The 22498-nt window shown below is 43.6% G+C and carries 26 protein-coding genes; all 26 read left to right on the top strand.

Going from position 1 to position 22498, the window contains the following annotated elements:
* Nucleotides 1-53: 53 nt before the first annotated feature.
* The 26 genes from mtrB to HQN88_RS09075 all read left to right on the top strand — a co-directional run bounded on the left by mtrB (nucleotide 54) and on the right by HQN88_RS09075 (nucleotide 22496).
* Nucleotides 54-302, top strand: a complete 249-nt coding sequence (mtrB, locus tag HQN88_RS08950; protein WP_056614396.1) for a trp RNA-binding attenuation protein MtrB — start codon at nucleotides 54-56, stop codon at nucleotides 300-302.
* A 122-nt stretch (nucleotides 303-424) separates the two neighbouring features.
* On the top strand, nucleotides 425-958 hold the full coding sequence (locus HQN88_RS08955; RefSeq protein ID WP_173110184.1) for a hypothetical protein: 534 nt from the start codon (nucleotides 425-427) through the stop codon (nucleotides 956-958).
* 99 nt (nucleotides 959-1057) lie between these two features.
* The gene (locus HQN88_RS08960; protein WP_173110186.1) at nucleotides 1058-1924 is read left to right on the top strand and encodes a heptaprenyl diphosphate synthase component 1; all 867 of its coding nucleotides are present in this window, start codon (nucleotides 1058-1060) and stop codon (nucleotides 1922-1924) included.
* 13 nt (nucleotides 1925-1937) lie between these two features.
* Nucleotides 1938-2693 carry a demethylmenaquinone methyltransferase gene (locus HQN88_RS08965; protein ID WP_173110188.1) on the top strand — a complete coding sequence of 252 codons (756 nt, stop codon included), beginning with the start codon at nucleotides 1938-1940 and terminating at the stop codon, nucleotides 2691-2693.
* Nucleotides 2694-2700: 7 nt separating this feature from the next.
* Nucleotides 2701-3576 carry a UbiA-like polyprenyltransferase gene (locus HQN88_RS08970; RefSeq protein WP_173110190.1) on the top strand — a complete coding sequence of 292 codons (876 nt, stop codon included), beginning with the start codon at nucleotides 2701-2703 and terminating at the stop codon, nucleotides 3574-3576.
* The gene (locus HQN88_RS08975) at nucleotides 3573-4187 is read left to right on the top strand and encodes a UbiX family flavin prenyltransferase (protein ID WP_173110192.1); all 615 of its coding nucleotides are present in this window, start codon (nucleotides 3573-3575) and stop codon (nucleotides 4185-4187) included. The genes HQN88_RS08970 and HQN88_RS08975 overlap by 4 nt, the downstream gene beginning before the upstream one ends.
* Nucleotides 4168-5031: a menaquinone biosynthetic enzyme MqnA/MqnD family protein gene (locus HQN88_RS08980; protein WP_173110194.1), complete on the top strand. Its 864-nt coding sequence runs from the start codon at nucleotides 4168-4170 to the stop codon at nucleotides 5029-5031. The genes HQN88_RS08975 and HQN88_RS08980 overlap by 20 nt, the downstream gene beginning before the upstream one ends.
* A complete protein-coding gene (locus HQN88_RS08985; protein ID WP_173110196.1) occupies nucleotides 5028-6005 on the top strand; it encodes a polyprenyl synthetase family protein in 978 nt (325 codons plus the stop codon). Before HQN88_RS08980 ends, HQN88_RS08985 begins: the two co-directional genes overlap by 4 nt.
* Nucleotides 6006-6024: 19 nt before the next feature.
* Nucleotides 6025-6468 carry a nucleoside-diphosphate kinase gene (ndk, locus tag HQN88_RS08990; RefSeq protein WP_057312038.1) on the top strand — a complete coding sequence of 148 codons (444 nt, stop codon included), beginning with the start codon at nucleotides 6025-6027 and terminating at the stop codon, nucleotides 6466-6468.
* Nucleotides 6469-6591: 123 nt separating this feature from the next.
* A complete protein-coding gene (locus HQN88_RS08995; RefSeq protein WP_173110198.1) occupies nucleotides 6592-7374 on the top strand; it encodes a CheR family methyltransferase in 783 nt (260 codons plus the stop codon).
* Nucleotides 7375-7466: 92 nt separating this feature from the next.
* On the top strand, nucleotides 7467-7631 hold the full coding sequence (locus tag HQN88_RS09000; RefSeq protein WP_173110200.1) for a hypothetical protein: 165 nt from the start codon (nucleotides 7467-7469) through the stop codon (nucleotides 7629-7631).
* Between the two features lie 265 nt (nucleotides 7632-7896).
* Entirely contained in the window at nucleotides 7897-9060 is a 1164-nt protein-coding gene (aroC, locus tag HQN88_RS09005) for a chorismate synthase (protein WP_173110202.1), read from the top strand.
* Nucleotide 9061: 1 nt separating this feature from the next.
* The gene (gene aroB, locus HQN88_RS09010) at nucleotides 9062-10156 is read left to right on the top strand and encodes a 3-dehydroquinate synthase (protein ID WP_173110204.1); all 1095 of its coding nucleotides are present in this window, start codon (nucleotides 9062-9064) and stop codon (nucleotides 10154-10156) included.
* A 3-nt stretch (nucleotides 10157-10159) separates the two neighbouring features.
* A complete protein-coding gene (aroH, locus tag HQN88_RS09015; protein WP_173110206.1) occupies nucleotides 10160-10546 on the top strand; it encodes a chorismate mutase in 387 nt (128 codons plus the stop codon).
* Nucleotides 10547-10836: 290 nt separating this feature from the next.
* The gene (gene trpE, locus HQN88_RS09020; RefSeq protein ID WP_173110209.1) at nucleotides 10837-12384 is read left to right on the top strand and encodes an anthranilate synthase component I; all 1548 of its coding nucleotides are present in this window, start codon (nucleotides 10837-10839) and stop codon (nucleotides 12382-12384) included.
* A gap of 21 nt (nucleotides 12385-12405) precedes the next feature.
* Nucleotides 12406-13446, top strand: coding sequence for an anthranilate phosphoribosyltransferase (gene trpD / locus HQN88_RS09025; protein WP_173110211.1), 1041 nt, complete (start codon nucleotides 12406-12408; stop codon nucleotides 13444-13446).
* Nucleotides 13436-14236 (top strand): indole-3-glycerol phosphate synthase TrpC, encoded by an 801-nt coding sequence (gene trpC, locus HQN88_RS09030; protein ID WP_173110213.1) that lies wholly within the window; start codon nucleotides 13436-13438, stop codon nucleotides 14234-14236. The genes trpD and trpC overlap by 11 nt, the downstream gene beginning before the upstream one ends.
* A 19-nt stretch (nucleotides 14237-14255) precedes the next feature.
* A complete protein-coding gene (locus HQN88_RS09035; protein WP_173110215.1) occupies nucleotides 14256-14954 on the top strand; it encodes a phosphoribosylanthranilate isomerase in 699 nt (232 codons plus the stop codon).
* Nucleotides 14951-16144, top strand: a complete 1194-nt coding sequence (gene trpB, locus HQN88_RS09040) for a tryptophan synthase subunit beta (RefSeq protein WP_173110217.1) — start codon at nucleotides 14951-14953, stop codon at nucleotides 16142-16144. The genes HQN88_RS09035 and trpB overlap by 4 nt, the downstream gene beginning before the upstream one ends.
* A gap of 3 nt (nucleotides 16145-16147) precedes the next feature.
* Nucleotides 16148-16963: a tryptophan synthase subunit alpha gene (trpA, locus tag HQN88_RS09045; protein WP_173110219.1), complete on the top strand. Its 816-nt coding sequence runs from the start codon at nucleotides 16148-16150 to the stop codon at nucleotides 16961-16963.
* A 16-nt stretch (nucleotides 16964-16979) separates the two neighbouring features.
* Nucleotides 16980-18080 carry a histidinol-phosphate transaminase gene (gene hisC, locus HQN88_RS09050; protein WP_173110221.1) on the top strand — a complete coding sequence of 367 codons (1101 nt, stop codon included), beginning with the start codon at nucleotides 16980-16982 and terminating at the stop codon, nucleotides 18078-18080.
* A 27-nt stretch (nucleotides 18081-18107) separates the two neighbouring features.
* Nucleotides 18108-19196: a prephenate dehydrogenase gene (locus tag HQN88_RS09055; RefSeq protein WP_173110223.1), complete on the top strand. Its 1089-nt coding sequence runs from the start codon at nucleotides 18108-18110 to the stop codon at nucleotides 19194-19196.
* 166 nt (nucleotides 19197-19362) lie between these two features.
* Nucleotides 19363-20235: a polysaccharide deacetylase family protein gene (locus HQN88_RS09060; protein ID WP_173110225.1), complete on the top strand. Its 873-nt coding sequence runs from the start codon at nucleotides 19363-19365 to the stop codon at nucleotides 20233-20235.
* Nucleotides 20236-20641: 406 nt separating this feature from the next.
* Nucleotides 20642-21223 (top strand): RNA polymerase sigma factor, encoded by a 582-nt coding sequence (locus HQN88_RS09065; protein WP_056614299.1) that lies wholly within the window; start codon nucleotides 20642-20644, stop codon nucleotides 21221-21223.
* 6 nt (nucleotides 21224-21229) lie between these two features.
* Nucleotides 21230-21859: an anti-sigma factor family protein gene (locus HQN88_RS09070; protein ID WP_173110226.1), complete on the top strand. Its 630-nt coding sequence runs from the start codon at nucleotides 21230-21232 to the stop codon at nucleotides 21857-21859.
* A gap of 46 nt (nucleotides 21860-21905) precedes the next feature.
* Nucleotides 21906-22496 (top strand): histidine phosphatase family protein, encoded by a 591-nt coding sequence (locus tag HQN88_RS09075; RefSeq protein ID WP_173110227.1) that lies wholly within the window; start codon nucleotides 21906-21908, stop codon nucleotides 22494-22496.
* Nucleotides 22497-22498 lie beyond the last annotated feature (2 nt).

Genomic DNA, 22498 nt, shown 5'->3' on the forward strand with positions numbered 1-22498 from the left:
TTTTTGGCATCATTAGGTAAGAGATGAAGGTTAGGGAAGAACGGAGGATGGATATGGAACAATCGAATAAATCAGATCAGTCAAACTCGAACGGTAACGAATATTTCGTAATTAAAGCAAAAGATAATGGTGTTCATGTGATTGGGTTAACACGTGGACAAGACACACGTTTTCATCATACAGAGAAGCTAGACAAGGGTGAAGTTATGATTGCTCAGTTCACTGAGCATACATCCGCGGTTAAAGTTAGAGGCAAGGCTTTGATTATGACCAAGTTTGGTACGATCGATACAGAAGAATAAGAGATTATTGAGAAAAGCAGGCATAGCCTGCTTTTTTTCTATGTACAATGGTGTATAGGACTTGTTTATTTGGATAACCTGTCGGTTATTTAGCTCCTGCATATGCTTAGGGGGTGTTGATAGTGAAATGGTCAATGCGTATTGTGATCACACTAGGAATTTCCGTTGTTGTTGCGATTAGTCTATCCATGTTACCTAAGTTGGATCTTTCTTCAGGCTTAGGATCTGACTACACGTGGTCCAATAATCGAGGGGGACAGCTTACCGAGAATAATTTGGCCGATCTTTTAGTTCAAATTCCACTTCAGTTGCGAATACGGAAAGTGGAACTGAGCACCTCACGATTGTCACTTGATTTAAGTTTACCCAAGAATGCGGAGACAAGTGCGGTATATCGTGACTTGTATACAATTGCACAAACGATGCTGGTAAACACTAAAAATGTCGATCAAGTGTGGGTACGCATCATCGATTATTCCGGATCGCCCAATACAACCTCAACTCAGCTTGTCTTGGCTATGGTTGCTCAGCGTGAATTTGGTAAAGATATGGAGAAGAAGCCTTCAGAGCTTAGTTTAATTCAATTGGAGCAGGAGCTTCAGAACCGATTTCGCATCACGTATACCTCCAAATGGCAACAAAAGTATCCCCTATAATTTATTGTGCTTCTATTAACGTGTTATGCTATAATAATTTGGATTGAGACATCGAGTTTCATAAAATGATATTTGGCATACGGTTACGGAGGCTTTTGCATGAATTCTTATCGGATCCCTGAGATCGCTAAACAGTACACGGAGTATGATATGATCCAAATTCACACAGACCTGCCCGATTTTCCTGAGTTGCGCACACGTCTGTTGTTTGCATTCTTGAATGAAAATAACAAACTAAGCTCATTAAGTGAATTGTTTACTGTAGCAACAGCACTTGTGCAGCTAGGACTTGATACTCATGATCTTGTGACAGCGTCCAATGAAGTCAAGGAGAAGAAAGCATCAAGATCCAGGCAATTAAAAGTGCTTGCTGGAGACTACTTTAGTGCGAGGTTTTATCATCTCCTAGCTAAAACAGGGCAGATCGATATGATTAAGCAGCTTTCAAATGCGATCTGTGAAGTCAATCGGCTAAAGATGAGCAGTTATACGAAAATGAAGCAGCTGAAACTGACGGCAGAAGATTACATTCACCTTTCGGTGGAAATTAAATCTCAGCTTTTTTTGTCTTTTTCAGAAGTCATGTATGGCGCTAACAAACAAGCTTGGCCTGAGATTCTTAGAGGTTTTGTGAGATGTGAACTGTTGTTCACAGAAATTTTCCGGATCGAAACGATATCGAAGTTCAAGGGCAGTTGGGGTTATTGGCATATTAGCCAGAACGGCACACGAGAAGAGCGGAAACTATTACAAGGTGAAGAGGTAGATACGACGAAGGTTCGTACACTTCTACATAAATACAATATTTCTTCACAATTGTATCAATTGCTGAACATTCAATCGAAGCAATTGCAGGACTTTGTAAAGAAGCTTGAATCGGATAGGCTACAAAGTGAACTCTTTCACATGGGAGAACCCTTTTTACGGTGGGCTGGGGAGCATCCTAAAGTGTTAGAAGAAATTTAAGGGGACCTGGGGAATGAGTGTAAGCAATACAAATAGTGAAAATAAAAAAGCCAAAAGTAAAGAAGAATTTGTACATGGTGTTTTTGAAAGCATCGCACCTAAATATGATTTGATGAATAATATCATTAGTTTTAATCGTCACAAAGCATGGCGTAAATTTGCAATGAAGAAGATGAATGTACAGCCAGGTGCTACGGCCATAGATTTATGTTGTGGTACTTGTGATTGGACCATCAGTCTTGCTCAAGCTAGTAAAACAGGGAAAATGGTTGGATTGGATTTCAGCCAAAATATGCTGGATATTGGTGCTGAGAAAATAAAACAGCTGCACTTAGACCAACAGGTCGAGCTTATACAAGGAAATGCGATGAGTCTTCCGTTTGACGACAATAAGTTTGACTTTGCTACAATCGGGTTTGCCTTGCGTAATGTGCCCGATCTAGAGCAAGTCATTCGAGAAATGCAACGTGTCGTTAAGCCCGGAGGGCTAGTTGTGTCTTTAGAGCTATCCAAACCAACTTGGCAGCCATTTAAGTCCATCTATTATGTATATTTCCGACATATCATGCCGTTTCTCGGTAAATTGATTGTTAAGAAATATGAGCAGTATAAGTGGTTACCGGAATCATTAATTTCGTTTCCAGATCATAAGCAACTCGCGGCTATCTTCGCAAAGAATGGTTTAGATCAGGTACAGGCCCATCCACTCTTTGGTGGTGTAGCCGCGCTACATGTAGGGACAAAAGGTAATAAGAAATCAGGAGTGTAATTCACATATGTTTACTAAACTAAAGATTTTTCTTGAAATGATTAAATTCGAACACAGTGTGTTTGCTTTGCCTTTTGCTTTCATGGGGGCTATACTCGGTTCCGTTGTGTGGCAGGGACACTTACCTAGCTGGGCACAGATCGGTTGGATCACCTTAGCAATGGTGGGGGCACGAACAGCCGCAATGGCATTGAATCGTGTAATTGACCAAGCTATTGACAAGCGTAATCCAAGAACAGAGAATCGGGCTATCCCAGCAGGGCTCATTTCAATACCGCAAGTTATTCTCTATATTATCATCTCGTTTGCAGTTCTTTTCTGGGCAACCTATCACTTAAGTGCATTGTCCATGAAGCTTCTACCTATAGCTGTGTTCTTTTTAGTGATTTATTCCTATACCAAAAGGTTCACTTGGACATGCCATTTTGTACTTGGCTTGACGTTGGGGCTCGCCCCGCTTGGTGGTTGGATCGCGGTAACAGGCGAATTTACATGGTCATCGATCATCTTTTTCTTAACGGTTGCCTGCTGGAGTGCTGGTTTCGATCTCATCTATGCTTGTCAGGATGCAGAATTTGATCGGAAAGAAGGATTACACTCGCTGCCAAGTCGATTCGGCATCAAAGCAGCACTTCATACAGCACGAGTCCTGCATGTCTTAACTGCAATCGGTTTAGTCTCCTTATTTTTCATCACGCATCTGAGCTGGTTGTACTTGGTTGGACTTGTTATTGCTTATATCTTGCTATTTAAAGAACATAGACTCGTTACCCCACAGGATTTGTCCAAACTAAATACGGCTTTCTTCACAATGAATGGGGTATTGAGTTTAGTTATGTTTACTTTCACTTTACTTGATGTCCTTGTGAGTAAGCACTCATGAGCGGCGGAAATTGGGTTATTGGAATTTCGGGTGCGAGTGGAGCAATCTACGGTGTACGATTATGTGAAGTGTTATTGGATCTTGGTTTAGATGTGCATCTTATTATTACAGATGCGGGATGGCGTGTTCTGCAGGATGAACATGACTGGAGTGCAACGAAACGTGTAGAAGTGCTTGAGAAGCACTTCGGTGGACGAGCAGGCACGTATGAATATCATCCCGTGGCGAATATTGGTGCGACCGTGGCAAGCGGTTCGTTTCGAACCAAAGGGATGGTTGTAATCCCATGTTCGATGGGTACGTTATCTGGCATTGCGCATGGTTCGTCCGATAACTTACTTGAGCGTACCGCGGACGTTATGCTAAAAGAAGGAAGAAAATTAATTTTGGTGCCAAGGGAAACGCCTTTGCATGCTATACATTTAGAAAATATGCTTACCCTAACAAGAATGGGTGTGCGAATGATACCGGCTATGCCAGCCTTCTATAATCGTCCGCGCTCAATCGATGAGATGGTTGATTTTTTGGTAGGTAAAGTAATGGATAGCATGGAGATTGATCATACCTTGTACCGTAGATGGGGAGATATTGATGAGCAACCTAGACCCTAAAATCCGAATAGGTCGAATCAATTATACGAATGTGTGGCCGATCTATTATTATTTTCCTGAGCTGATGAATAGTTCAGAAGTCGATATTATTGAACAGGTACCCACTTCACTCAATAAAGCCATGGCTGAAGGCCAAATTGATATGGGACCTATTTCTTCTTTTTCATATGGTCAATTCTATGAAGAATACATGCTTTTCCCGGATCTATCCGTTAGCTCCTACGGGGAAGTCAATTCGATTCTGCTTTTCCATGACAAGCCCTTGCGAGAAATCGTGAACGGGAAAATCATACTTCCTACGACATCAGCGACTTCTGTTAATTTACTGAAAATTATTCTTGAGAAATTTTATAATGGTAAACCGACCTACGAATATGCGAAGCCAAATTTAGATCAAATGATGGAGGGCACAGATGCTGCTCTTCTTATTGGGGATGATGCCATTAAGGAAAGCTGGCGGAATCAAAAGTATATGATAACGGACCTTGGTCAAGAGTGGGCCAAATGGACGGGGAAATGGATGACATTCGCTGTCTGGGCAATCCGTAAGGAAACGATTCGCGCCTATCCAGAGCTTGTTTCTACTATTTTCGAAGCGTTTAAGGCAAGTAAGGAAAAGGCTCATCGCGAGCCAAAGTATATGATTGAAGAGGCACAAGCTACCGTGGGTGGCACTTCCGACTATTGGCATCATTATTTTCATACGTTGTGTTATGATTTCGCATCTGAGCAGTGGGAAGGACTTCATTCGTACTATCAGTATTGTTACGAACTTGGTTTTTTACCGAAGCCAGTTGAGATAGGCATTTGGGAAGATAATAAAGTGGCACGGGTGACCGAATGAAAAATTTGTTGGATATATATGCTAGGAAAAGAAGAGATATTTCAGCGATTGAGAAAGAGCTGGAAGAGAGTGTGAATAACGATCACTCTTTATTAAGAGAAACTTCGATCCACCTACTTAAAGCGGGAGGAAAACGGATTAGACCCGTTTTCGTTCTGCTTTCAGGTGAATTTGGCAAATATGAACTCCAAACGATGAAAAATGTAGCAGTGCCATTAGAGCTTATTCACATGGCTTCTCTTGTTCATGATGATGTCATTGACGATGCGAATACGCGGCGAGGTCAATTAACGGTTCGTTCCAAATGGGATAATCGCATTGCGATGTTTACAGGTGATTATATTTTTGCAAGAGCGCTAGGTGTGATTACTCAGATTCCGGATCCGAGAGTGCACCAGATCATGTCAAAAGCTATCGTTGAAATGTCTATTGGCGAAATGGAGCAAATTCGTTTTTTCTTTCATTCTGAGCAAACCATACGTGACTATTTACTTCGCATTCGACGCAAGACTGCGTTATTAATAGCGATCTCTTGCCAATTAGGTGCAATGGCTTCAGGCGCTCCAGACTGGTTGAGCACTAAATTGTATAATTTTGGTTATAATGTAGGTATGGCCTTCCAAATTAGAGATGATATTCTGGATTTAACAGGAACCGAGAAGCAGATCGGGAAGCCGCCTGGAAGTGATGTCAAGCAAGGGAATATTACGTTGCCGGTAATCCTGACCCTGCAAGATCCAGCTTTAAGGCCAATGATATTGACAGAACTTGATCGAATACATAAACTGGATGGACAAACGGATGTTACTCGATTCTTAGACATGATTCGAGGCAGTGCTGGTATCAAGGAAGCAGATCGACTTTCCCAGGTGTATATTGATAAAGCGATTTCAGCATTAGACAAACTGCCGGATAACCAAGCAAAGAAAGATCTTATTGAAATCGCTCATTTTATCGGGAATCGATCTTATTAACGAAGGAGGTAGTCTTTCAATGGAAAAAACATTTCTCATGGTTAAACCAGATGGTGTACAACGGGGTCTTGTTGGTGAGATTGTAAAACGCTTTGAACAGAAAGGTTTCCAATTGATTGGCAGCAAGTTGACAGTCATTTCACGAGAACAAGCCGAGATACACTATGCGGAGCATAAAGGAAAAGATTTTTTCGAAAGACTTGTGAATTTTATTACATCCGGACCTGTTTTTGCAATGGTATGGCATGGTGATCAAGTTATCACATTGTCGCGAACCATGATTGGCAAAACGAATTCATTGGAAGCGGCACCAGGAACCATTCGCGGAGATTATGCTGTACATACGAATCTCAATCTGATTCATGGGTCTGATTCACCCGAAAGTGCTGAACGTGAAATTAATAATTTTTTTCAGCCAAACGAAATTTTTACATACTCAAAAAACATACAAGAATGGATCTAATCTTCCACATCAAAGAATCTGTTATCGGATACGATACAGGTTCTTTTTGTTTTTTAATGAAGGATTTTGGTAAATCCACACAGAATGTATCAAGGTAGATAATGATCAAGGTGGGTGGACAGCATGGAGGATCAAGATTTTTTGTTGTTTATTAAAAAAATAAAGGAACACACGTCCATTGATCTTGCGTTGTATAAGGAAGCGCAAATGAAGCGACGACTAACTACCTTGCGAATGAAGCGGGGTTACAATACGTTTATTTCTTTTTTTGAAGCAATGATGAAGGACAAAGAATTATTCTATGAGTTTTTGGATCGGATGACGATTAATGTTTCTGAATTTTGGAGAAACCCGAATCGATGGGAGCTTGTAGAACAGAAATTTATACCGGAGATGCTGAAGCGGAATCGCCGATTGAAGATTTGGAGCGCAGCCTGTTCCACGGGTGAAGAACCTTACACATTAGCCATGATTCTAGCTGAACAAGGGGCATTGGCAGAGACGAGCCTACACGCTACAGATATTGACGATGGCGCCCTGGAGAAAGCACGTAAAGGGATGTACTTGGATCGTTCCGTGCGGGATGTACCAGCTAATTATGTGAAAAAATATTTTAAGCAGGATGGATTAATGTTTCATGTTTCGGATGAACTCAAAAAGTCAGTAAAGTTTCAGAAACAAAATTTGCTTGTAGATACATTTGATAGCGGTTACGATCTGATCGTGTGCCGTAATGTCATCATTTATTTCACAGAAGAAGCGAAGCATGTGCTGTACCAGAAGTTTGCCAAAGCCCTGAAGCCGGGTGGTCTGCTATTTGTAGGCTCGACTGAGCAGATTTTTTCACCAGGTCAATATGATCTGGAAGCGGCTGAAACGTTCTTTTATCGGAAAAAAGGGGTATAAGAACTTCCTTATTTTCCAATACTAAGATGTAGCAGTGCAAAGTGAGGGGAATACCAAACTTTGAACAATGCATACACGCTTAGGGGGCTATCATGGACAAACGCAAGGTGATTACCGCTTATCGCAGAGGAATGATTTCCATTCAAGAATGTGCTCAAATTTTAGGAGTGGATTCCTCACAAATTACGGGTCTTATGAATGATCCTCAGCTTTGTGAGCCTCCGAGGGTCATCCAGAAGCAACCTATGCACGGGTAATTCTAGTTCCTGTCTAGATGATGACACGCTTACACAGAAGGGTTTATCCCTGGCCTGTGAAGCGTGTTTTTGCATTTGTGTTGTTGCCAAACCTGAGTAGCTATACTATAATGACAACAGATAATCGCGCGTCAAAGCGCTAAAGTGCTTGGTGCTGCAGCTTTTTTCAGTGGCACATGTAGTAAGTAGGCTCGGTTTTTCCATACTATTATGTTTATATACGGAGTTCGATGTTCTTCGTAAAATTCTTAGGGGGTAACGGATTGTGAGATATTTGACAGCAGGTGAAACGCATGGCCCGCAGCTCACTGCGATTATTGAAGGGTTTCCAAGTAATGTAAACCTTAACTTTGAAGACTTAAACCATCAATTACATAGACGTCAAAAAGGCTATGGTCGTGGTCGTCGGATGCAAATTGAGAAAGATACAGCTACTATTGCTGGTGGCGTGCGTCATGGTAAAACAACTGGAGCACCAATCGCATTAGTCGTTGTGAATAATGACTGGAAACATTGGACTTCGGTAATGGGGATTGAACCCGTTGAAGAAGATAACGAAGGCAAACGCCGTGTGAACCGTCCTCGTCCTGGACACGCCGATTTAAACGGTGGCCTCAAATATAATCAAAAAGATTTGCGTAATATTTTGGAAAGATCAAGTGCCCGTGAAACAACGATGCGTGTAGCCACTGGGGCTGTTGCTCTTCAATTGCTAGCAGAGTTCGGAATCAAAGTTGCTGGACAAGTTATCCGCATCGGCGATGTTGAAGTGGAGCGTCAAGAGCTTCCTGTTGATGAACTCATTCGAATTACAGAAGAATCACCGGTACGTGTCGTTGATAAAGAAGCTGAAGCGAAAATGATCGCTGCTATCGATGCTGCCAAAGAAGATGGCGATACCTTAGGTGGTATCGTGGAAGTGATTATCGAAGGTGTACCTGTCGGACTTGGAAGTCACGTACAGTGGGACCGCAAATTGGATGGCAAAATTGCACAAGCCGTGCTTTCCATTCAAGCTTTCAAAGGTGTGGAATTCGGAATCGGTTTCGAAGCTGCAGAACGCAGAGGATCGAACGTACATGATGAAATCCTGTACACGGAAGAAACGGGCTTTAGACGCAGAACGAATCGTGCAGGTGGATTCGAAGGCGGAATGACAACAGGCGAGCAAATCATCGTTCGTGGCGTGATGAAGCCAATTTCGACTTTGTACAAGCCATTGCAAAGCGTAGATATTGATACGAAAGAAGTGTTTACAGCACAAGTGGAGCGTTCTGATACGTGTGCAGTGCCAGCAGCAGGCGTGATCATGGAGAATGTCATCGCTTGGGAAGTGGCTAATGCGTTCTTAGATAAATTCGGAGGAGACTCCATCGAAGAAATCCGGGCTAACTTAGCGAATTTCCTCAAACAAGTGGAGAACTACTAAAATGAGAGAACTTACCGTAGAGCTTGGAGAACGGTCTTATCCCATTTATATTGGCCAAGGCATTCTTACCAATATCTCGGCACTGTTCGATCGAGCGAAGCTTAGCCGTAAGTCGCCACTGCTCATCGTCACCGACGAATCGGTGGCGGCCTTGCACTTGGAGCGCGTCCTGACGCTGCTCCGTGACGGCGGCTTCGCCGCGACAGCCTGCGTCGTGCCCGCAGGCGAAACGTCCAAATCCCTCGCGCAGCTCGAGGGAATCGTAACTGCCGCCCTCCAGGCAGGCCTTGATCGCAGTTCTGCGATCATAGCCCTCGGAGGAGGCGTGGTCGGCGATCTCGCCGGCTTCGCTGCGGCGAGCTTCATGCGCGGGATCCGCTTCGTGCAGATCCCGACGACCATCCTTGCTCACGACAGTTCTGTCGGCGGCAAGGTAGCGGTTAATCACCCGATGGCGAAGAACATCATCGGGGCGTTTCACCAGCCGGAGCTAGTCCTCTTCGACATCGACTTGCTGTTGACTTTGCCTGAGCGCGAAGTGAAGGCAGGCCTGTCTGAAGTGATCAAGCATGGCTTGATCTGGGATGCCGCTTTCACACAGTGGTGCGATGAAAACGCAGACAAACTGTTAGGGTTAGATCCAGAAGCGTTAAGTTATGCGCTTTACATAGGTTGTCAGGTCAAAGCGAACGTTGTATCGCAGGATGAACGTGAGAATGATCTCCGAGCAATATTAAACCTCGGACATACGATCGGTCACGCATTAGAAGCCGTAGCGGGCTACGGTGAGCTGTTACATGGTGAGGGTATTGCTATTGGAATGGTCGGTGCGGCAAAGCTTGCACAGCAGTTTGGCTACAGCGAGGACATCCATACGGTGACCAGAGGTTTATTTGTGAAATACGGATTGCCAGTGAGCATACCGTCACATTTGGATACAGATCGCATTATGAGTGCTATGATGCATGATAAGAAATTCAAAGAAGGTACGATGGTGTATATTGTCCCGACTGAAATTGGTAAAGTCGAGATCCGTAAGGATGTTACCTCACAGCAAGTGAGAGAAATTGTTGACCTTCTAAAAGGGGAGAAATAACCGATGTACTTAAGGGGAATTCGTGGCGCGACAACAGTACAACAGAATGATGCAGAAGAAATTCTTAGTGCAACAAGTGAGCTTCTTCAAGCAATTGTAGAGACTAATGATTTTCGTCCTGAAGATATTGGATCTGTGTTCATCACCGTAACAGCAGATATTACAGCGATATTTCCGGCAGTAGCTATTCGCTCGCTAGTAGGCTGGGAGCTTGTTCCGTTGATGTGTTCATTGGAAGTTCCGGTTGAGAATGCATTGCCGAAATGTATTCGTTTGATGGTTCAAGTAAACACAACTAAAACCCAAGCGGAGATTAACCATGTGTACTTGAAGGAAGCGAAAGCACTTCGTCCTGATATTGTTAAATTGACAAATGAAGCTACCCGGTAGTATAGTGAAATTAGATGAGTTTAAGTTAGTAGAGCAGAGTTTAGTCGAGTAGAGCAGAGCCGAGTTGAGATGAGAAAAAGCAAAGTAGCTATATGACCATTGGATCGTTCCCATAGGGGGATCGTCTATTTGTTCATACCCAGCCTTCATTTTCTTTTTTTCACATTCATCCTGATCGTCTACTGAAACTAAAGTCAACCTCTACCCCTGGTAGAGGTTTTTTTGTATTCGAATAGAGTTTTGAGCGCCGCAGACCGCGAGTAGCTCACAAGCTGAGAGGGGATGTTTCCATGTATACACCTGAATTGCAAGAAGTCATTCGTTTGTCCAAAGATTATAATCTTATCCCAGTGGTGCGTCATTTACTAGCTGATACCGAGACGCCAATACGTGTGTTCCAACATTTATATCAAGAGCCTCGTGCTTTTCTATTAGAAAGCGTAGAGGGAGGAGTGAAATGGGCTCGTTATTCCTTCTTAGGCAGCGATCCATTCTTGATGATCACGGCGAAGCATGGAAAAACAACGGTCGAAACGGGGTCCGAGAAAAAAATCACGGATGAGAAACCGATCGAAGTGTTGAAGGCCTACCTTCGTTCCTACTCCAGCCCTCAGCTTGCAGATCTTCCGCGTTTTACGGGTGGGGCGGTTGGATTCTTCGGATATGATTTATTGCAATACTATGAGAAACTACCAGCTCATCAGATTGATGACTTACAAATGAATGATATTCAATTCATGTTTTGCGATCAGGTCATCGTGTTTGATCATTTCAAACAACAGATAAAAGTGATTGCGAACCTACATGTTCCTCAATTCGCAACGGATGCGGATATTGCGAAAGCTTATCAGGCAACCTGTGAGAAAATTGATGCCACGATTGAGAAGATTAAACGACCTCTTAGTTCCGATACGATGACGCATAACCCAATCGTGTCAGAACCAGAGTTGGGAGAAATTCGCTCGAATATTACGAAAGATAAGTTCATTGCTAACGTGAACAAGGCAAAAGAATATATTCGTGCCGGCGATATTTTCCAAGTCGTGCTCTCGCAGCGTTTTGAAATGGAAACAACGGTTTCTCCTTTACAGGTGTATCGTGTGCTTCGAACAATGAATCCATCTCCCTATATGTATGTGCTCAAAATGGACGACGAGGTTATCGTCGGAACGTCTCCTGAACTGTTAGTACGAGTTGAGGAAGAAAAAGTAGAGACGCGGCCGATTGCTGGAACTAGACCTAGAGGGAAAACCCCAGAGGAAGATCACGCACTTGAGTTGGAGTTGCTGGCCGATGAGAAAGAACGTGCAGAGCATTTGATGCTTGTTGATTTAGGTCGAAATGATATCGGGCGTGTCTCTGAATTCGGTACAGTCAAATGTGATACTTTCATGGATATTGAACGCTATTCACACGTGATGCATATCGTTTCCAATGTGTCTGGTAAAATTGCCAAGGATAAGGATTTCTTCGATGCTTTCCTATCCTGTATGCCTGCAGGCACGGTGTCTGGAGCACCGAAGCTGAGAGCAATGGGCATTATTGCTGAATTAGAGCCAGAGTCTCGCGGATCTTATGCAGGTGCAATTGGTTATCTAGGATTTTCCGGGAATTTGGACACTTGTATTACGATCAGAACGATTGTGTTCAAAAAAGGCAAAGCCTATGTGCAAGCAGGAGCAGGAATCGTTTGGGATTCTGTACCTGAGAGTGAATATCAAGAAACCGTGAACAAAGCGACGGCTTTGCTGAAATCAATTCGTATGGCAGAAGCCATGTTCAGTCCTGAGCCTAGACCTGTTAGCGACATTAACAAAGATTATTTTGTTAACTCATAGAAGGAAGGGGCATGGATGAACATGAGTGGAACAATTTCGATACAACAAGCGCTTGGTAAAGTAATTAGCGGCAATCATTTATCCCGGGAAGAAGCGCGTAGTGTCATGTCTGAGATTATGGATGGAGCTGCAACACCGGCACAAATAGGCAGTTTGTTGACCGCGCTTCGCATCAAAGGAGAAACATTTGAAGAGATTACAGGTTTTGCGGAGACGATGCGAAGCAAAGCAATACAAGTGAATGTACACCAAAGTGACCTCCTCGATACGTGCGGAACAGGTGGAGATGGTGCGGATACATTCAATATTTCTACGACAGCTGCCATTGTAGCATCAGCAGGAGGTATCCGAGTAGCGAAGCATGGCAATAGAGCGATGTCGAGTAAAAGTGGTAGTGCGGATGTTCTAGAAGCACTTGGCGTTAAGATTACTTTGAGCGGGGAACAAGCAGCGAAATGTCTGGAACGCACTGGCATTTGCTTTATGTTCGCACAGGCCTATCATCAATCGATGAAGCATGTTGCAGCACCTCGCAAAGAGCTTGGTTTTAGAACGGTATTCAATTTGCTTGGACCGTTAACGAATCCTGCGGGCGCAGATCGTCAAGTCCTTGGGGTTTTTGATAGAACCAAGACAGAGATGTTAGCACAATCGCTGCAAGCACTCGGCTTGAAGCGTGCGATGGTTGTTGCCAGTGAGGATGGGTTGGATGAATTCAGTATCTCCGCACCTACCAAGGTGTCTGAGCTGAAGTCAGATCTTATCACGACTTATACCATTACACCCGACGATTTAGGTCTTCGTGCACACAGTATCAAAGATGTAGCCGGTGGGGATGCTTCACTTAATGCTGAAATCATTCGTCATATTTTTGCTGGTGAAAAAGGACCTTATCGGGACATCGTACTTGCGAATGCCGCAGCATGCTTCTATGTAACCGGTCATGTCGGTACTCTTCAACAAGGCGTGAAATTTGCTGCAGATGTCATTGATTCGGGGCGTGCCCAGCAGAAATTGCAAGATTTAATCCAATATACAGGAGAACTTTGCCATGTTTCTTGATAAAATTGTAGCTACAAAGCGCGTTGAGGTAGAAGCGATGAGCCAATTTTCCATAGCGGAGGCTGAAAAGTTAATTTCTCAACTTCCGCCTTGTCTAGGCTTTGAGCGTGCATTAACGCTAGGGAAGAATCGTTCCATGGGACTTATCGCGGAAGTGAAAAAAGCTTCGCCATCCAAAGGATTGATTCGCGCAGATTTCGAACCTGTTGGATTGGCCCAGGCATATGAACGTGCAGGCGCCGATTGCATTTCGGTACTGACGGATGTTTCGTATTTCCAAGGAAGCAATGACTATTTGAAAGCTGTGCGTAAAGCGGTGAATGTTCCGTTGTTACGCAAAGATTTCACCATTGATCCGAAGCAAATCTATGAAGCAAGACTTCTCGGAGCAGATGCCATTCTGCTTATTGCGGCCATTTTGACAACTGAGCAAATGAAGGAATATTTGACACTTGCGAAAGATCTTGGCCTAGATGCACTCGTTGAGGTGCATGATCGTGAAGAGTTGGAGCGCGCACTTGAGCTAGATACTCAAATGATAGGTGTAAATAATCGGAATTTAAAAACTTTCGTAACCGATCTAGGAACAACGGAAGAATTAATAAGCTTTATACCCAAGGGTAAAACTGTTGTGAGCGAGAGTGGTATATCCACCGTTGAAGATATGGCCTATGTCGAGAAAGTAGGGGCACAAGCCGTACTTATCGGTGAGCATTTCATGCGACAACCCGTCGTTGAACAAGCAGTTCACCAGTTAATGGGTAAGCTAGTCAACAAGGCGCAGTTATAGGCAGAAAGAGGCGGATCTGATGACTGTGGGAACGATTCCAACGGTAAAAATTTGTGGACTTCAAAGCGTTGAAGTGTTAAAATCAATCGTACATTTGCCGATAGCTCATATCGGCTTTGTTTTTGCACCAAGCAAGCGACAGGTCACGCCGGAGAAGGCAGCCGAGCTGATTGCCTATTTAAAATCTGAAGAGGCGGATGGACAAACAGTGCCTCTTACAGTCGGCGTTTTTGTCAATCCAACGAAAGAGCAGTTGATTGATATTTTGACTGCAGCTCCTTTAGATGTTGTGCAACTTCATAGCCAGGAAACACCAGCTTTCTGTGGATGGGTTCGTGAACATTTTGGTGTACAGGTATTTAAATCGGTTTCCATCTCCAAAACGGAAGATTCCATGCCTTCCCTGACCGATGTAGCTGAGCAACTAGATCCTTATATCGGGCATGTAGATGCCATTTTATTAGATACCTTTGACCCCGTATATGGAGGCGGTTCTGGGACCACTTTTGCCTGGGATTGTATACCTGTCTATCAAGAGTGGGCTCGTTCCGCAGGCATTCAATTGCTAGTAGCTGGCGGACTCCGACATGATAACGTAGATCAATTAGTACATGCATATGCTCCTGATGGCGTTGATGTATCGAGCGGCGTTGAGACAGATGGCGTGAAAGATATTGCGAAAATAACCGCGTTTGTGGAAAGGGTGACCCGTAAGTGACACAAGTACCTGATCAGCATGGTAGATTTGGCAAGTTCGGTGGCCGTTATGTGCCCGAGACATTGATGAATGCCTTACATGAGCTTGAAGAAGCTTATGCGAAATATAAAGATGATCCTGAATTTATTGCGGAAGTTCGTTATTTGCAGAAGCAGTATTCCGGTAGACCAACTCCGCTTTATTATGCAGAGCGTCTAACCGAGCTTCTCGGCGGAGCGAAGATTTACTTGAAACGTGAAGATTTAAACCATACAGGCGCACACAAAATTAATAACACTATCGGACAGGCCGTACTTGCAAAACGGATGGGCAAAAAGAAAATAATCGCGGAAACCGGGGCTGGTCAACATGGTGTTGCTTCAGCGACAGTCGCGGCTTTAATGGGTTTTGAATGTAAGGTCTTCATGGGTGAAGAAGACACGAAGCGTCAGCAATTGAATGTGTTTCGGATGAAATTGTTAGGCTCAGAAGTCATTCCTGTTACTTCAGGAACACGTACATTGAAAGATGCTTGTAACGAAACATTGCGTTACTGGGTAAGTAACGTTCAAGATACGTACTATATTCTTGGATCCGTTACTGGACCCCATCCGTATCCGATGATGGTTCGTGATTTCCAACGTGTGATCGGGGATGAGTCCCGAGAGCAAATTCTGGAAACAGAAGGCCGATTGCCCGATGCTGTAGTTGCTTGTGTTGGCGGAGGCAGTAATGCGATGGGGATTTTCTATCCATTCGTTGGAGATGAGTCCGTGAAATTGATTGGTGTTGAAGCAGCAGGTCGCGGCGTTAACACGGAAGAGCATGCAGCAACGATGACCAAAGGAACGCCAGGTGTATTCCAAGGATCACTCAGCTACTTGCTTCAGGATGAGTATGGTCAAGTTTTGCCAGCACATTCGATTTCAGCCGGTTTGGATTACCCAGGTATTGGTCCTGAGCATGCATACCTCAAAGATGCTGAACGTGCTACTTACTATCCAATAACGGATCAAGAAGCGCTGGATGCACTTCAATTGTTGAGCCGCACAGAGGGGATCATTCCTGCTCTCGAGAGCGCACATGCCATTGCACATACGCTGAAATTGGCACCAACAATGTCGAAGGATCAAATCATTATCGTGAGCTTGTCAGGCCGCGGCGATAAAGATGTGGAATCCATTATTAGTTATCTTGGCGAGGGGGTATAAGCGATGAACCGTATTGACAGTCGTTTTGCAGAACTCAAAGCGCGCGGTGAAACCGCAATGATCCCTTTTCTAACGATTGGTGACCCTTCTCTAGAGGCATCTTTGGAGCTGATTCTAGAAATGGAACGCGCTGGCGCGGATTTAATCGAGCTGGGCGTTCCTTACTCGGATCCACTCGCAGATGGACCTGTTATTCAACGCTCTTCTGAGCGCGCATTGAAACGTAAAATTTCCATCTTTGATGTGATTGATGTAGCTAAACAGGCTAGGAACCGTGGATCACAGCTGCCATTCATTCTTTTTACCTATTATAATCCGGTTCTCCAAATTGGCTTGGACCGCATTTTCAAAGTGATGCAGGAGAATGAAATCAGTGGCATTATTATTCCGGATCTTCCTTTGGAAGAAGATAGTGAGACTAGAGAGATTGCTGAGAAATATGGCGTTCATTTGATTCCTTTAGTTGCACCTACATCGAATGAACGTGTTCAAAGGATAGCTTCAAGTGCACGTGGTTTCATTTATTGTGTATCTTCCCTTGGGGTAACAGGCGAGCGTGCTGAATTTTTTGGCGGCATTGAAGATTTCCTTACAACTGTTCGTGAAGCCGCGTCTGTTCCCATTGTTGTGGGCTTCGGCATTTCTTCGCGTGAGCAGGTTGAACGCTTTGAGCAGCTTTGTGATGGTGTAGTCGTAGGAAGTGCGATCGTCCGCACGATTGAGAGCGCATTACCACATTTCGAACAGGATGCTGCTCATCCGGAAGGTCTTAAGCAAATAGGTAATTTTGTAGGTCAATTAAAACGTTCGAACCACTAATTGATGAGGTGACTTGATGATACCGAAACAAACCATTATACATTTACCAGTCTACCAACCAGGTAAGCCCATTGAGGAAGTAAAGCGTGAGCTTGGCTTAACAGAAGTGATTAAGCTTGCTTCTAATGAGAACCCATTCGGGTCATCTCCACATGTGAAGGCAGCCATTGAAGCTGAAATTGCCAACATTAGTCTGTATCCAGACGGAGGCGCCGTACAATTAACAGAAGCTGTTGCAGCTTCATTAGGCGTTGAGACGAATCAAGTTATTTTTGGCGCTGGCTCGGATGAAGTCATTCTGATGCTAGCACGTGCTTTTCTAGTGCCAGGCGATGAATCCGTTATGGCTTCACACACATTCCCGCAATATAAACACAATTGTGAAATCGAAGGCGCAATCTCCATTGAAGTTCCATTGAAAGATGGTACACATGATTTGGATGCTATGGCTGCTGCGATTACTGATCGCACCAAAATTGTTTGGATCTGTAATCCGAACAACCCAACGGGTACGATGAATACGGATGCGGAAATTAAAGCTTTCTTAGCTAAAGTTCCTGCACACACGATTGTTGTTCTTGATGAAGCTTATTGTGAATACAACACAACAGGTGAGTTCCCAGATAGCATTGAGCTTATTGGGCAATACAAGAATGTGATCTCTCTGCGTACTTTCTCCAAAATCTATGGGTTGGCTTCACTTCGTATTGGTTATGGTATTGGGCATCCAGATGTCATTCGTTCGATTAATCAAGTGCGTGAGCCCTTCAATACAACTCGCTTCGCACAAGCTGCTGCTCTTGCAGCGATTAAGGATCAGGATTTCATCGCGAGTTGCCGCGAAGCGAATACAGCTGGTTTAAACTACTTAGAAGAACAATTCAAACAACTAGGGCTACACTCGTTTCCTGCACATGGGAACTTTATTATGGTTGACGTAGCTCGCCCAGCGGCAGACGTATTCAACGGCTTATTGCGCCGTGGACTAATCGTGCGTGGTGGTCATATGTTGGGCTTCCCAACATCACTGCGTGTCACAATCGGTTCAAGCGAGCAAAATGCCAAATTCATTGCGGCTCTAACGGAAGTTCTTGCAGAGGTTCCTGTTTTAGTCTAAATCAGAAGATAAAGGTTGATTCTAGTCATGACGAAAATAGCAATATTCGGAGTAGGTCTGATCGGTGGATCTCTTGCCTTATGTTATAAAGGAAAACCAGACTTTACCGTTGTCGGTCATTCACCCAATCCGAATTCCGTCGAAAAGCTGCTGAAACGTAATGTAGTTGATCATGCAACTACCGATATGGCAGAAGCTGTGGATGGGGCTGATTATATCTTCCTATGCGTACCCGTGGGTAATTTGGAGGAATATGTTCAGAAACTGATGAAGCTGCCTTTGAAACAAGGGTGTATTATTACGGATGTGGGCAGTACCAAAGCATCCATCACAGAGAGTGCAGCAGCGCACTTGAAGGAAGGCTACTATTTTATCGGTGGTCATCCGATGGCAGGCTCTGAGCGACACGGGGTGGAAGCAGCTTCGTCGCATCTGTATGAGAATGCTTTCTATGTCTTGACTCCAGCTGAAGGCACGCCACAGGCTGAGGTGGATCGTCTGACAAGTCTGCTTAGTCATACGAAAGCGCAAATTGTGCAAGTCGATGCACGTGAGCATGATGACATCGTAGGCGCGATCAGTCATTTGCCGCATATTATTGCTGTTGCACTTGTTAATCAAGTAAGAAGCTATAACGAGAGTAATCCTTTGTACCAAAACTTAGCGGCTGGCGGTTTTCGTGATATTACACGAATCGCCTCAAGCGAACCAACGATATGGCGTGATATTCTAGTCAATAATCGTGCAGTGTTGCTCAAACTGCTCAAGGATTGGAATGAAGAGATTTCACGGTTTGTACAGTTGATTGAGCAAAGTGATGGTGAGGGGATTGCGGAGCAGTTCCGAATTGCTGGCGAATTCCGCAGCAAGTTACCGGAACGACGTAAAGGTGTTCTTACTTCCTTATATGATATTTATGTGGATGTTCCCGATCACCCGGGCATTATAGGTTCAATTACATCGCTGCTCGGAAATGCTCGAATCAATTTGAGCAATATTCAAATTATCGAGAGCCGTGAAGACGTTCCTGGTATTCTCCGATTGTCATTCCGGAACCAAGAGGAAGCCGATCGCGCTTCGGAGTTACTAGGTAAAGAATATGCGGTGCATGTCTAATTTTTGAATTCCTTTTAACACCTCAGGACTTTCTTTGTGTTGGTATTCGCCATCACAAAGGAAGTCCTTTATTATTTTTACTAACAGATTCACAGGTCTAAAGCCTCATGCTATAATGGGTCTTATTCTTTATTTTCATACTATTCATTGTTATGGGGCGGTTGATTTGAAGTACCGGATGTTCATCGTAAGCTTGCTAGCGGTCTTGATTGTCATTCTTAATTTTTCACCTATTTTAGCAAGTGCAAAAGATGTGTATTATACCAATGAGGTTGCGGTTCTTGTCTATCACCACATTGATGAATTGGAACAGAGCTCAGTCACCATCACGCCGAGGCTGTTTGAACGGCAGCTAGTTTCGTTACAACGGAAAGGTTTCCATTTCATTACTTTAGATCAATTTAAAGACTTCAAAACCAAAGGAAAGCCAATACCGGATAATGCGCTGCTTGTCACATTTGATGATGGCTACGAAAGTTTCTATACGCACGCATTTCCTATTCTTAAGAAGCTTCAAATACCTGCTGTTAATTTTGTTATCACGAAAGATTTGGATGATCCCAAAAGGCCAAAGTTAGCGTCTCTATCCAAGGATGAGATTAAACAGATACGAAGTGAAGACCCAAATATTGAATTTCAGGCGCACTCCGATGAGCTTCATGCCATGAAAGATGGCAAACCTATGCTATCCAACAAGCTTATTTTAAATGGAAAACTAGAAAATGATGTTGAGTTTAAGAGTAGGGTTATGCAGGATACTCGCAAATGCATAGCTAAACTTAAGGAGCTGAGTGCTTCAAAAAATGTGGATTCATATGCATACCCATATGGTAGCTACGATGATACGACGATTTCCTACTTGCAAGAAGCAGGTATCCAATATGCTTTTACAACGAAAGCGGGTATTGCTTCAGAATGGACGGATTCGATGCAAATACCGCGAATCAACGGTGGAAGTCCTTTTGTCCGTCCGCATTCCATTAGTAATCTGATTAAGCAGGCGAAGAGAGAACAATCACAATTCGCTAGTTCAAAATAAGGCTTGGTAAACGTTTTCAAAAAAGTGTTGACAGAATGAAACCGTATACATATAATAAAAGTACAGTATGGTTTCTCTCCACTCCTATCCGATAATCGCACCATAAGTGCAACCGCCGATTCGGCGGTTTTTTTTTGTCGTTTTGCTTTTATTTAAATACATATAAAAGGAATGCAAGAAGATGTCGATAGTAGAGTAATAGTAGAAATAAGAACTTTATCCAACAATTTGTCGAATCTAGCAGGAATCTCGCCTTGAATCGAGAATAGGTTAGAGGCTAATTGTTTGCCTAATTTCGCATTCACACTTTTTTTACAAATATAACGCAACTTTTCACTCCAACCGTAGTAAAACATGTATGAACAGTTGGAGTGGTACCCGGAATCGCGAGGAGGGTCGCCACGTAATGACCGATTCCCAATTGATCAGAGAAATCAAGGATGGAAATGTTCAGCTGTATAACGAGCTTATGCGTCGTTACGAGCGTAAAATCCTTGCCTTTATTTATCACATGCTCAAAAGCACACAAATGGAAGCTATCGCGGAAGATTTGTGTAATGAAACATTTTATAAAGCGTATCGCAGTTTGCATTCTTTCCGTGAGATCGAGGCGTCTTTTTCTACGTGGTTATATACGATTGCCCGTAATACCGTATTGAGTGAGCTGCGCAAAAATAAAAGTGTCCAAGTGTCGTTGGAGCAAAGCGGTCTTACACCGCATGCTTCTTTTGATGCGATGCCAGAGCAGGCCATGTTGAGGAACGAAAAGGTGTCCATGGTTCGCGAAGCGATTAATAGCTTGCCTGAAAAGCAAAGATCGGCTTTGATTCTACGTGAATATGATCAGATGGATTATCAAGAAATTGCCAACATTTTAGGTCAAACCGTCAGCTCGGTGAAATCGCTGCTATTTAGAGCGAGAGCATCCGTCAAATTACATCTGGATCCTTATTTCAGTGAACCGATATTCGAAGAATCGAAGGGATGACTAGCGATGAAGTGTAGTGAGATCCAGGAATTATTTGGAGTCTACTGGGATTTACCGAATGATGACCTGCGTCGTACAGCAGTGGATAAGCATCTAGAAACATGCGAGTCCTGTAAAGAGGAATTTGAAATATGGGAAGAGAGCATGATTCTGATCCGCACTGCAGCTACTGACGAGGAGCTGACGGACTTTGAGCCTATAGTCTCCACCAAAGTAATGAACCGTATTTACGAGGATGAATCATGGCGTATTCCAGTTTCGGAACGGATGTATTCGATTTCTTATAAATTAAGACGGAATTTGACGGCGGTTATTGCGTTTTGCCTAGCTCTTTTTGTGTTTAGTTTTTTATTTGCCATCGTATATGATGGTTCCCCACAGTCAACATTGGCTTCCGCGGACAATTCACTTTACGATCTTGAAGCACCTCAAGCGCTAAAAATTAGCGGTACAGAATCTTTGAATGGCCATAAGTTGGGTGATGCCGTAGCTAGTCTGAACCCTAGTTTCATGGAACCATTACGGTTTCATGTTGGACCCATTCATTCATACCCCCATTACTTATTAGTCGTATCGCTTCTTGGCTTGGTAGCAACCATTATTATCATGAATTGGTTATCACGAACGAAAACTTAATGCTCCTGGAGGAGCATTTTGCATTTCTAGCGCTGGAGGTAAAAGAATGACTACGATAGGCTTTATACGGCACGGAAGCACAGAGTGGAATCAGTTAGGCAAGCTGCAAGGGCAGTTGGATACAGATTTAACGGACGAAGGAAGAGAGCAAGCAAGATTGCTTGGGTTGCGTCTGTCTCAAGAAAGATGGGATGGCATCCTTAGCAGTGACTTGAAGCGAGCGAGTGAAACTGCACAAATTATCTCTTCACGATCTGGCATTCCTCTAATTGGTACAGATAAACGCTTGAGAGAGCGTAAATACGGGTTAGTCGAAGGTACTACTGTGGCTGAACGTGAAGAGCGCTGGGGAGCCGAATGGAAGCTTCAGGATCTGGGTCAGGAGTCGGACAGTGAGCTTTGGGCAAGATGGACGGAGCTTGAAACAGAGATTTTGAATCTCTACCCTAGTAAGAAGATTTTACTCATCTCGCATGGTGGTTTTATTGTTCAAGTGCTTCGTGTATTAAAATTGAATCAAGAAGAGTTCCTACAGAATACTTCATTGACTTTATTGTTGCGACAAAGTGATCAATGGGAGCTTCAGTTGTATAATTGTTTAACCCATTTGCAAACAACATCGGAAACGATGGTATGAAA

Source organism: Paenibacillus qinlingensis (assembly GCF_013204845.1).
Classification (GTDB): Bacteria; Bacillota; Bacilli; order Paenibacillales; family NBRC-103111; genus Paenibacillus_E; species Paenibacillus_E qinlingensis.

What these genes read in the sequence shown, in the direction of transcription:
- mtrB (WP_056614396.1), top strand. Translation starts at nt 54, where the DNA reads ATGGAACAATCGAATAAATCAGATCAGTCAAACTCGAACGGTAACGAA.
- HQN88_RS08960 (WP_173110186.1), top strand. Translation starts at nt 1,058, where the DNA reads ATGAATTCTTATCGGATCCCTGAGATCGCTAAACAGTACACGGAGTAT.
- HQN88_RS08965 (WP_173110188.1), top strand. Translation starts at nt 1,938, where the DNA reads ATGAGTGTAAGCAATACAAATAGTGAAAATAAAAAAGCCAAAAGTAAA.
- HQN88_RS08970 (WP_173110190.1), top strand. Translation starts at nt 2,701, where the DNA reads ATGTTTACTAAACTAAAGATTTTTCTTGAAATGATTAAATTCGAACAC.
- HQN88_RS08975 (WP_173110192.1), top strand. Translation starts at nt 3,573, where the DNA reads ATGAGCGGCGGAAATTGGGTTATTGGAATTTCGGGTGCGAGTGGAGCA.
- HQN88_RS08980 (WP_173110194.1), top strand. Translation starts at nt 4,168, where the DNA reads ATGAGCAACCTAGACCCTAAAATCCGAATAGGTCGAATCAATTATACG.
- HQN88_RS08985 (WP_173110196.1), top strand. Translation starts at nt 5,028, where the DNA reads ATGAAAAATTTGTTGGATATATATGCTAGGAAAAGAAGAGATATTTCA.
- ndk (WP_057312038.1), top strand. Translation starts at nt 6,025, where the DNA reads ATGGAAAAAACATTTCTCATGGTTAAACCAGATGGTGTACAACGGGGT.
- HQN88_RS08995 (WP_173110198.1), top strand. Translation starts at nt 6,592, where the DNA reads ATGGAGGATCAAGATTTTTTGTTGTTTATTAAAAAAATAAAGGAACAC.
- HQN88_RS09000 (WP_173110200.1), top strand. Translation starts at nt 7,467, where the DNA reads ATGGACAAACGCAAGGTGATTACCGCTTATCGCAGAGGAATGATTTCC.
- aroB (WP_173110204.1), top strand. Translation starts at nt 9,062, where the DNA reads ATGAGAGAACTTACCGTAGAGCTTGGAGAACGGTCTTATCCCATTTAT.
- aroH (WP_173110206.1), top strand. Translation starts at nt 10,160, where the DNA reads ATGTACTTAAGGGGAATTCGTGGCGCGACAACAGTACAACAGAATGAT.
- trpE (WP_173110209.1), top strand. Translation starts at nt 10,837, where the DNA reads ATGTATACACCTGAATTGCAAGAAGTCATTCGTTTGTCCAAAGATTAT.
- trpD (WP_173110211.1), top strand. Translation starts at nt 12,406, where the DNA reads ATGAGTGGAACAATTTCGATACAACAAGCGCTTGGTAAAGTAATTAGC.
- trpC (WP_173110213.1), top strand. Translation starts at nt 13,436, where the DNA reads ATGTTTCTTGATAAAATTGTAGCTACAAAGCGCGTTGAGGTAGAAGCG.
- HQN88_RS09035 (WP_173110215.1), top strand. Translation starts at nt 14,256, where the DNA reads ATGACTGTGGGAACGATTCCAACGGTAAAAATTTGTGGACTTCAAAGC.
- trpA (WP_173110219.1), top strand. Translation starts at nt 16,148, where the DNA reads ATGAACCGTATTGACAGTCGTTTTGCAGAACTCAAAGCGCGCGGTGAA.
- hisC (WP_173110221.1), top strand. Translation starts at nt 16,980, where the DNA reads ATGATACCGAAACAAACCATTATACATTTACCAGTCTACCAACCAGGT.
- HQN88_RS09055 (WP_173110223.1), top strand. Translation starts at nt 18,108, where the DNA reads ATGACGAAAATAGCAATATTCGGAGTAGGTCTGATCGGTGGATCTCTT.
- HQN88_RS09065 (WP_056614299.1), top strand. Translation starts at nt 20,642, where the DNA reads ATGACCGATTCCCAATTGATCAGAGAAATCAAGGATGGAAATGTTCAG.
- HQN88_RS09070 (WP_173110226.1), top strand. Translation starts at nt 21,230, where the DNA reads ATGAAGTGTAGTGAGATCCAGGAATTATTTGGAGTCTACTGGGATTTA.
- HQN88_RS09075 (WP_173110227.1), top strand. Translation starts at nt 21,906, where the DNA reads ATGACTACGATAGGCTTTATACGGCACGGAAGCACAGAGTGGAATCAG.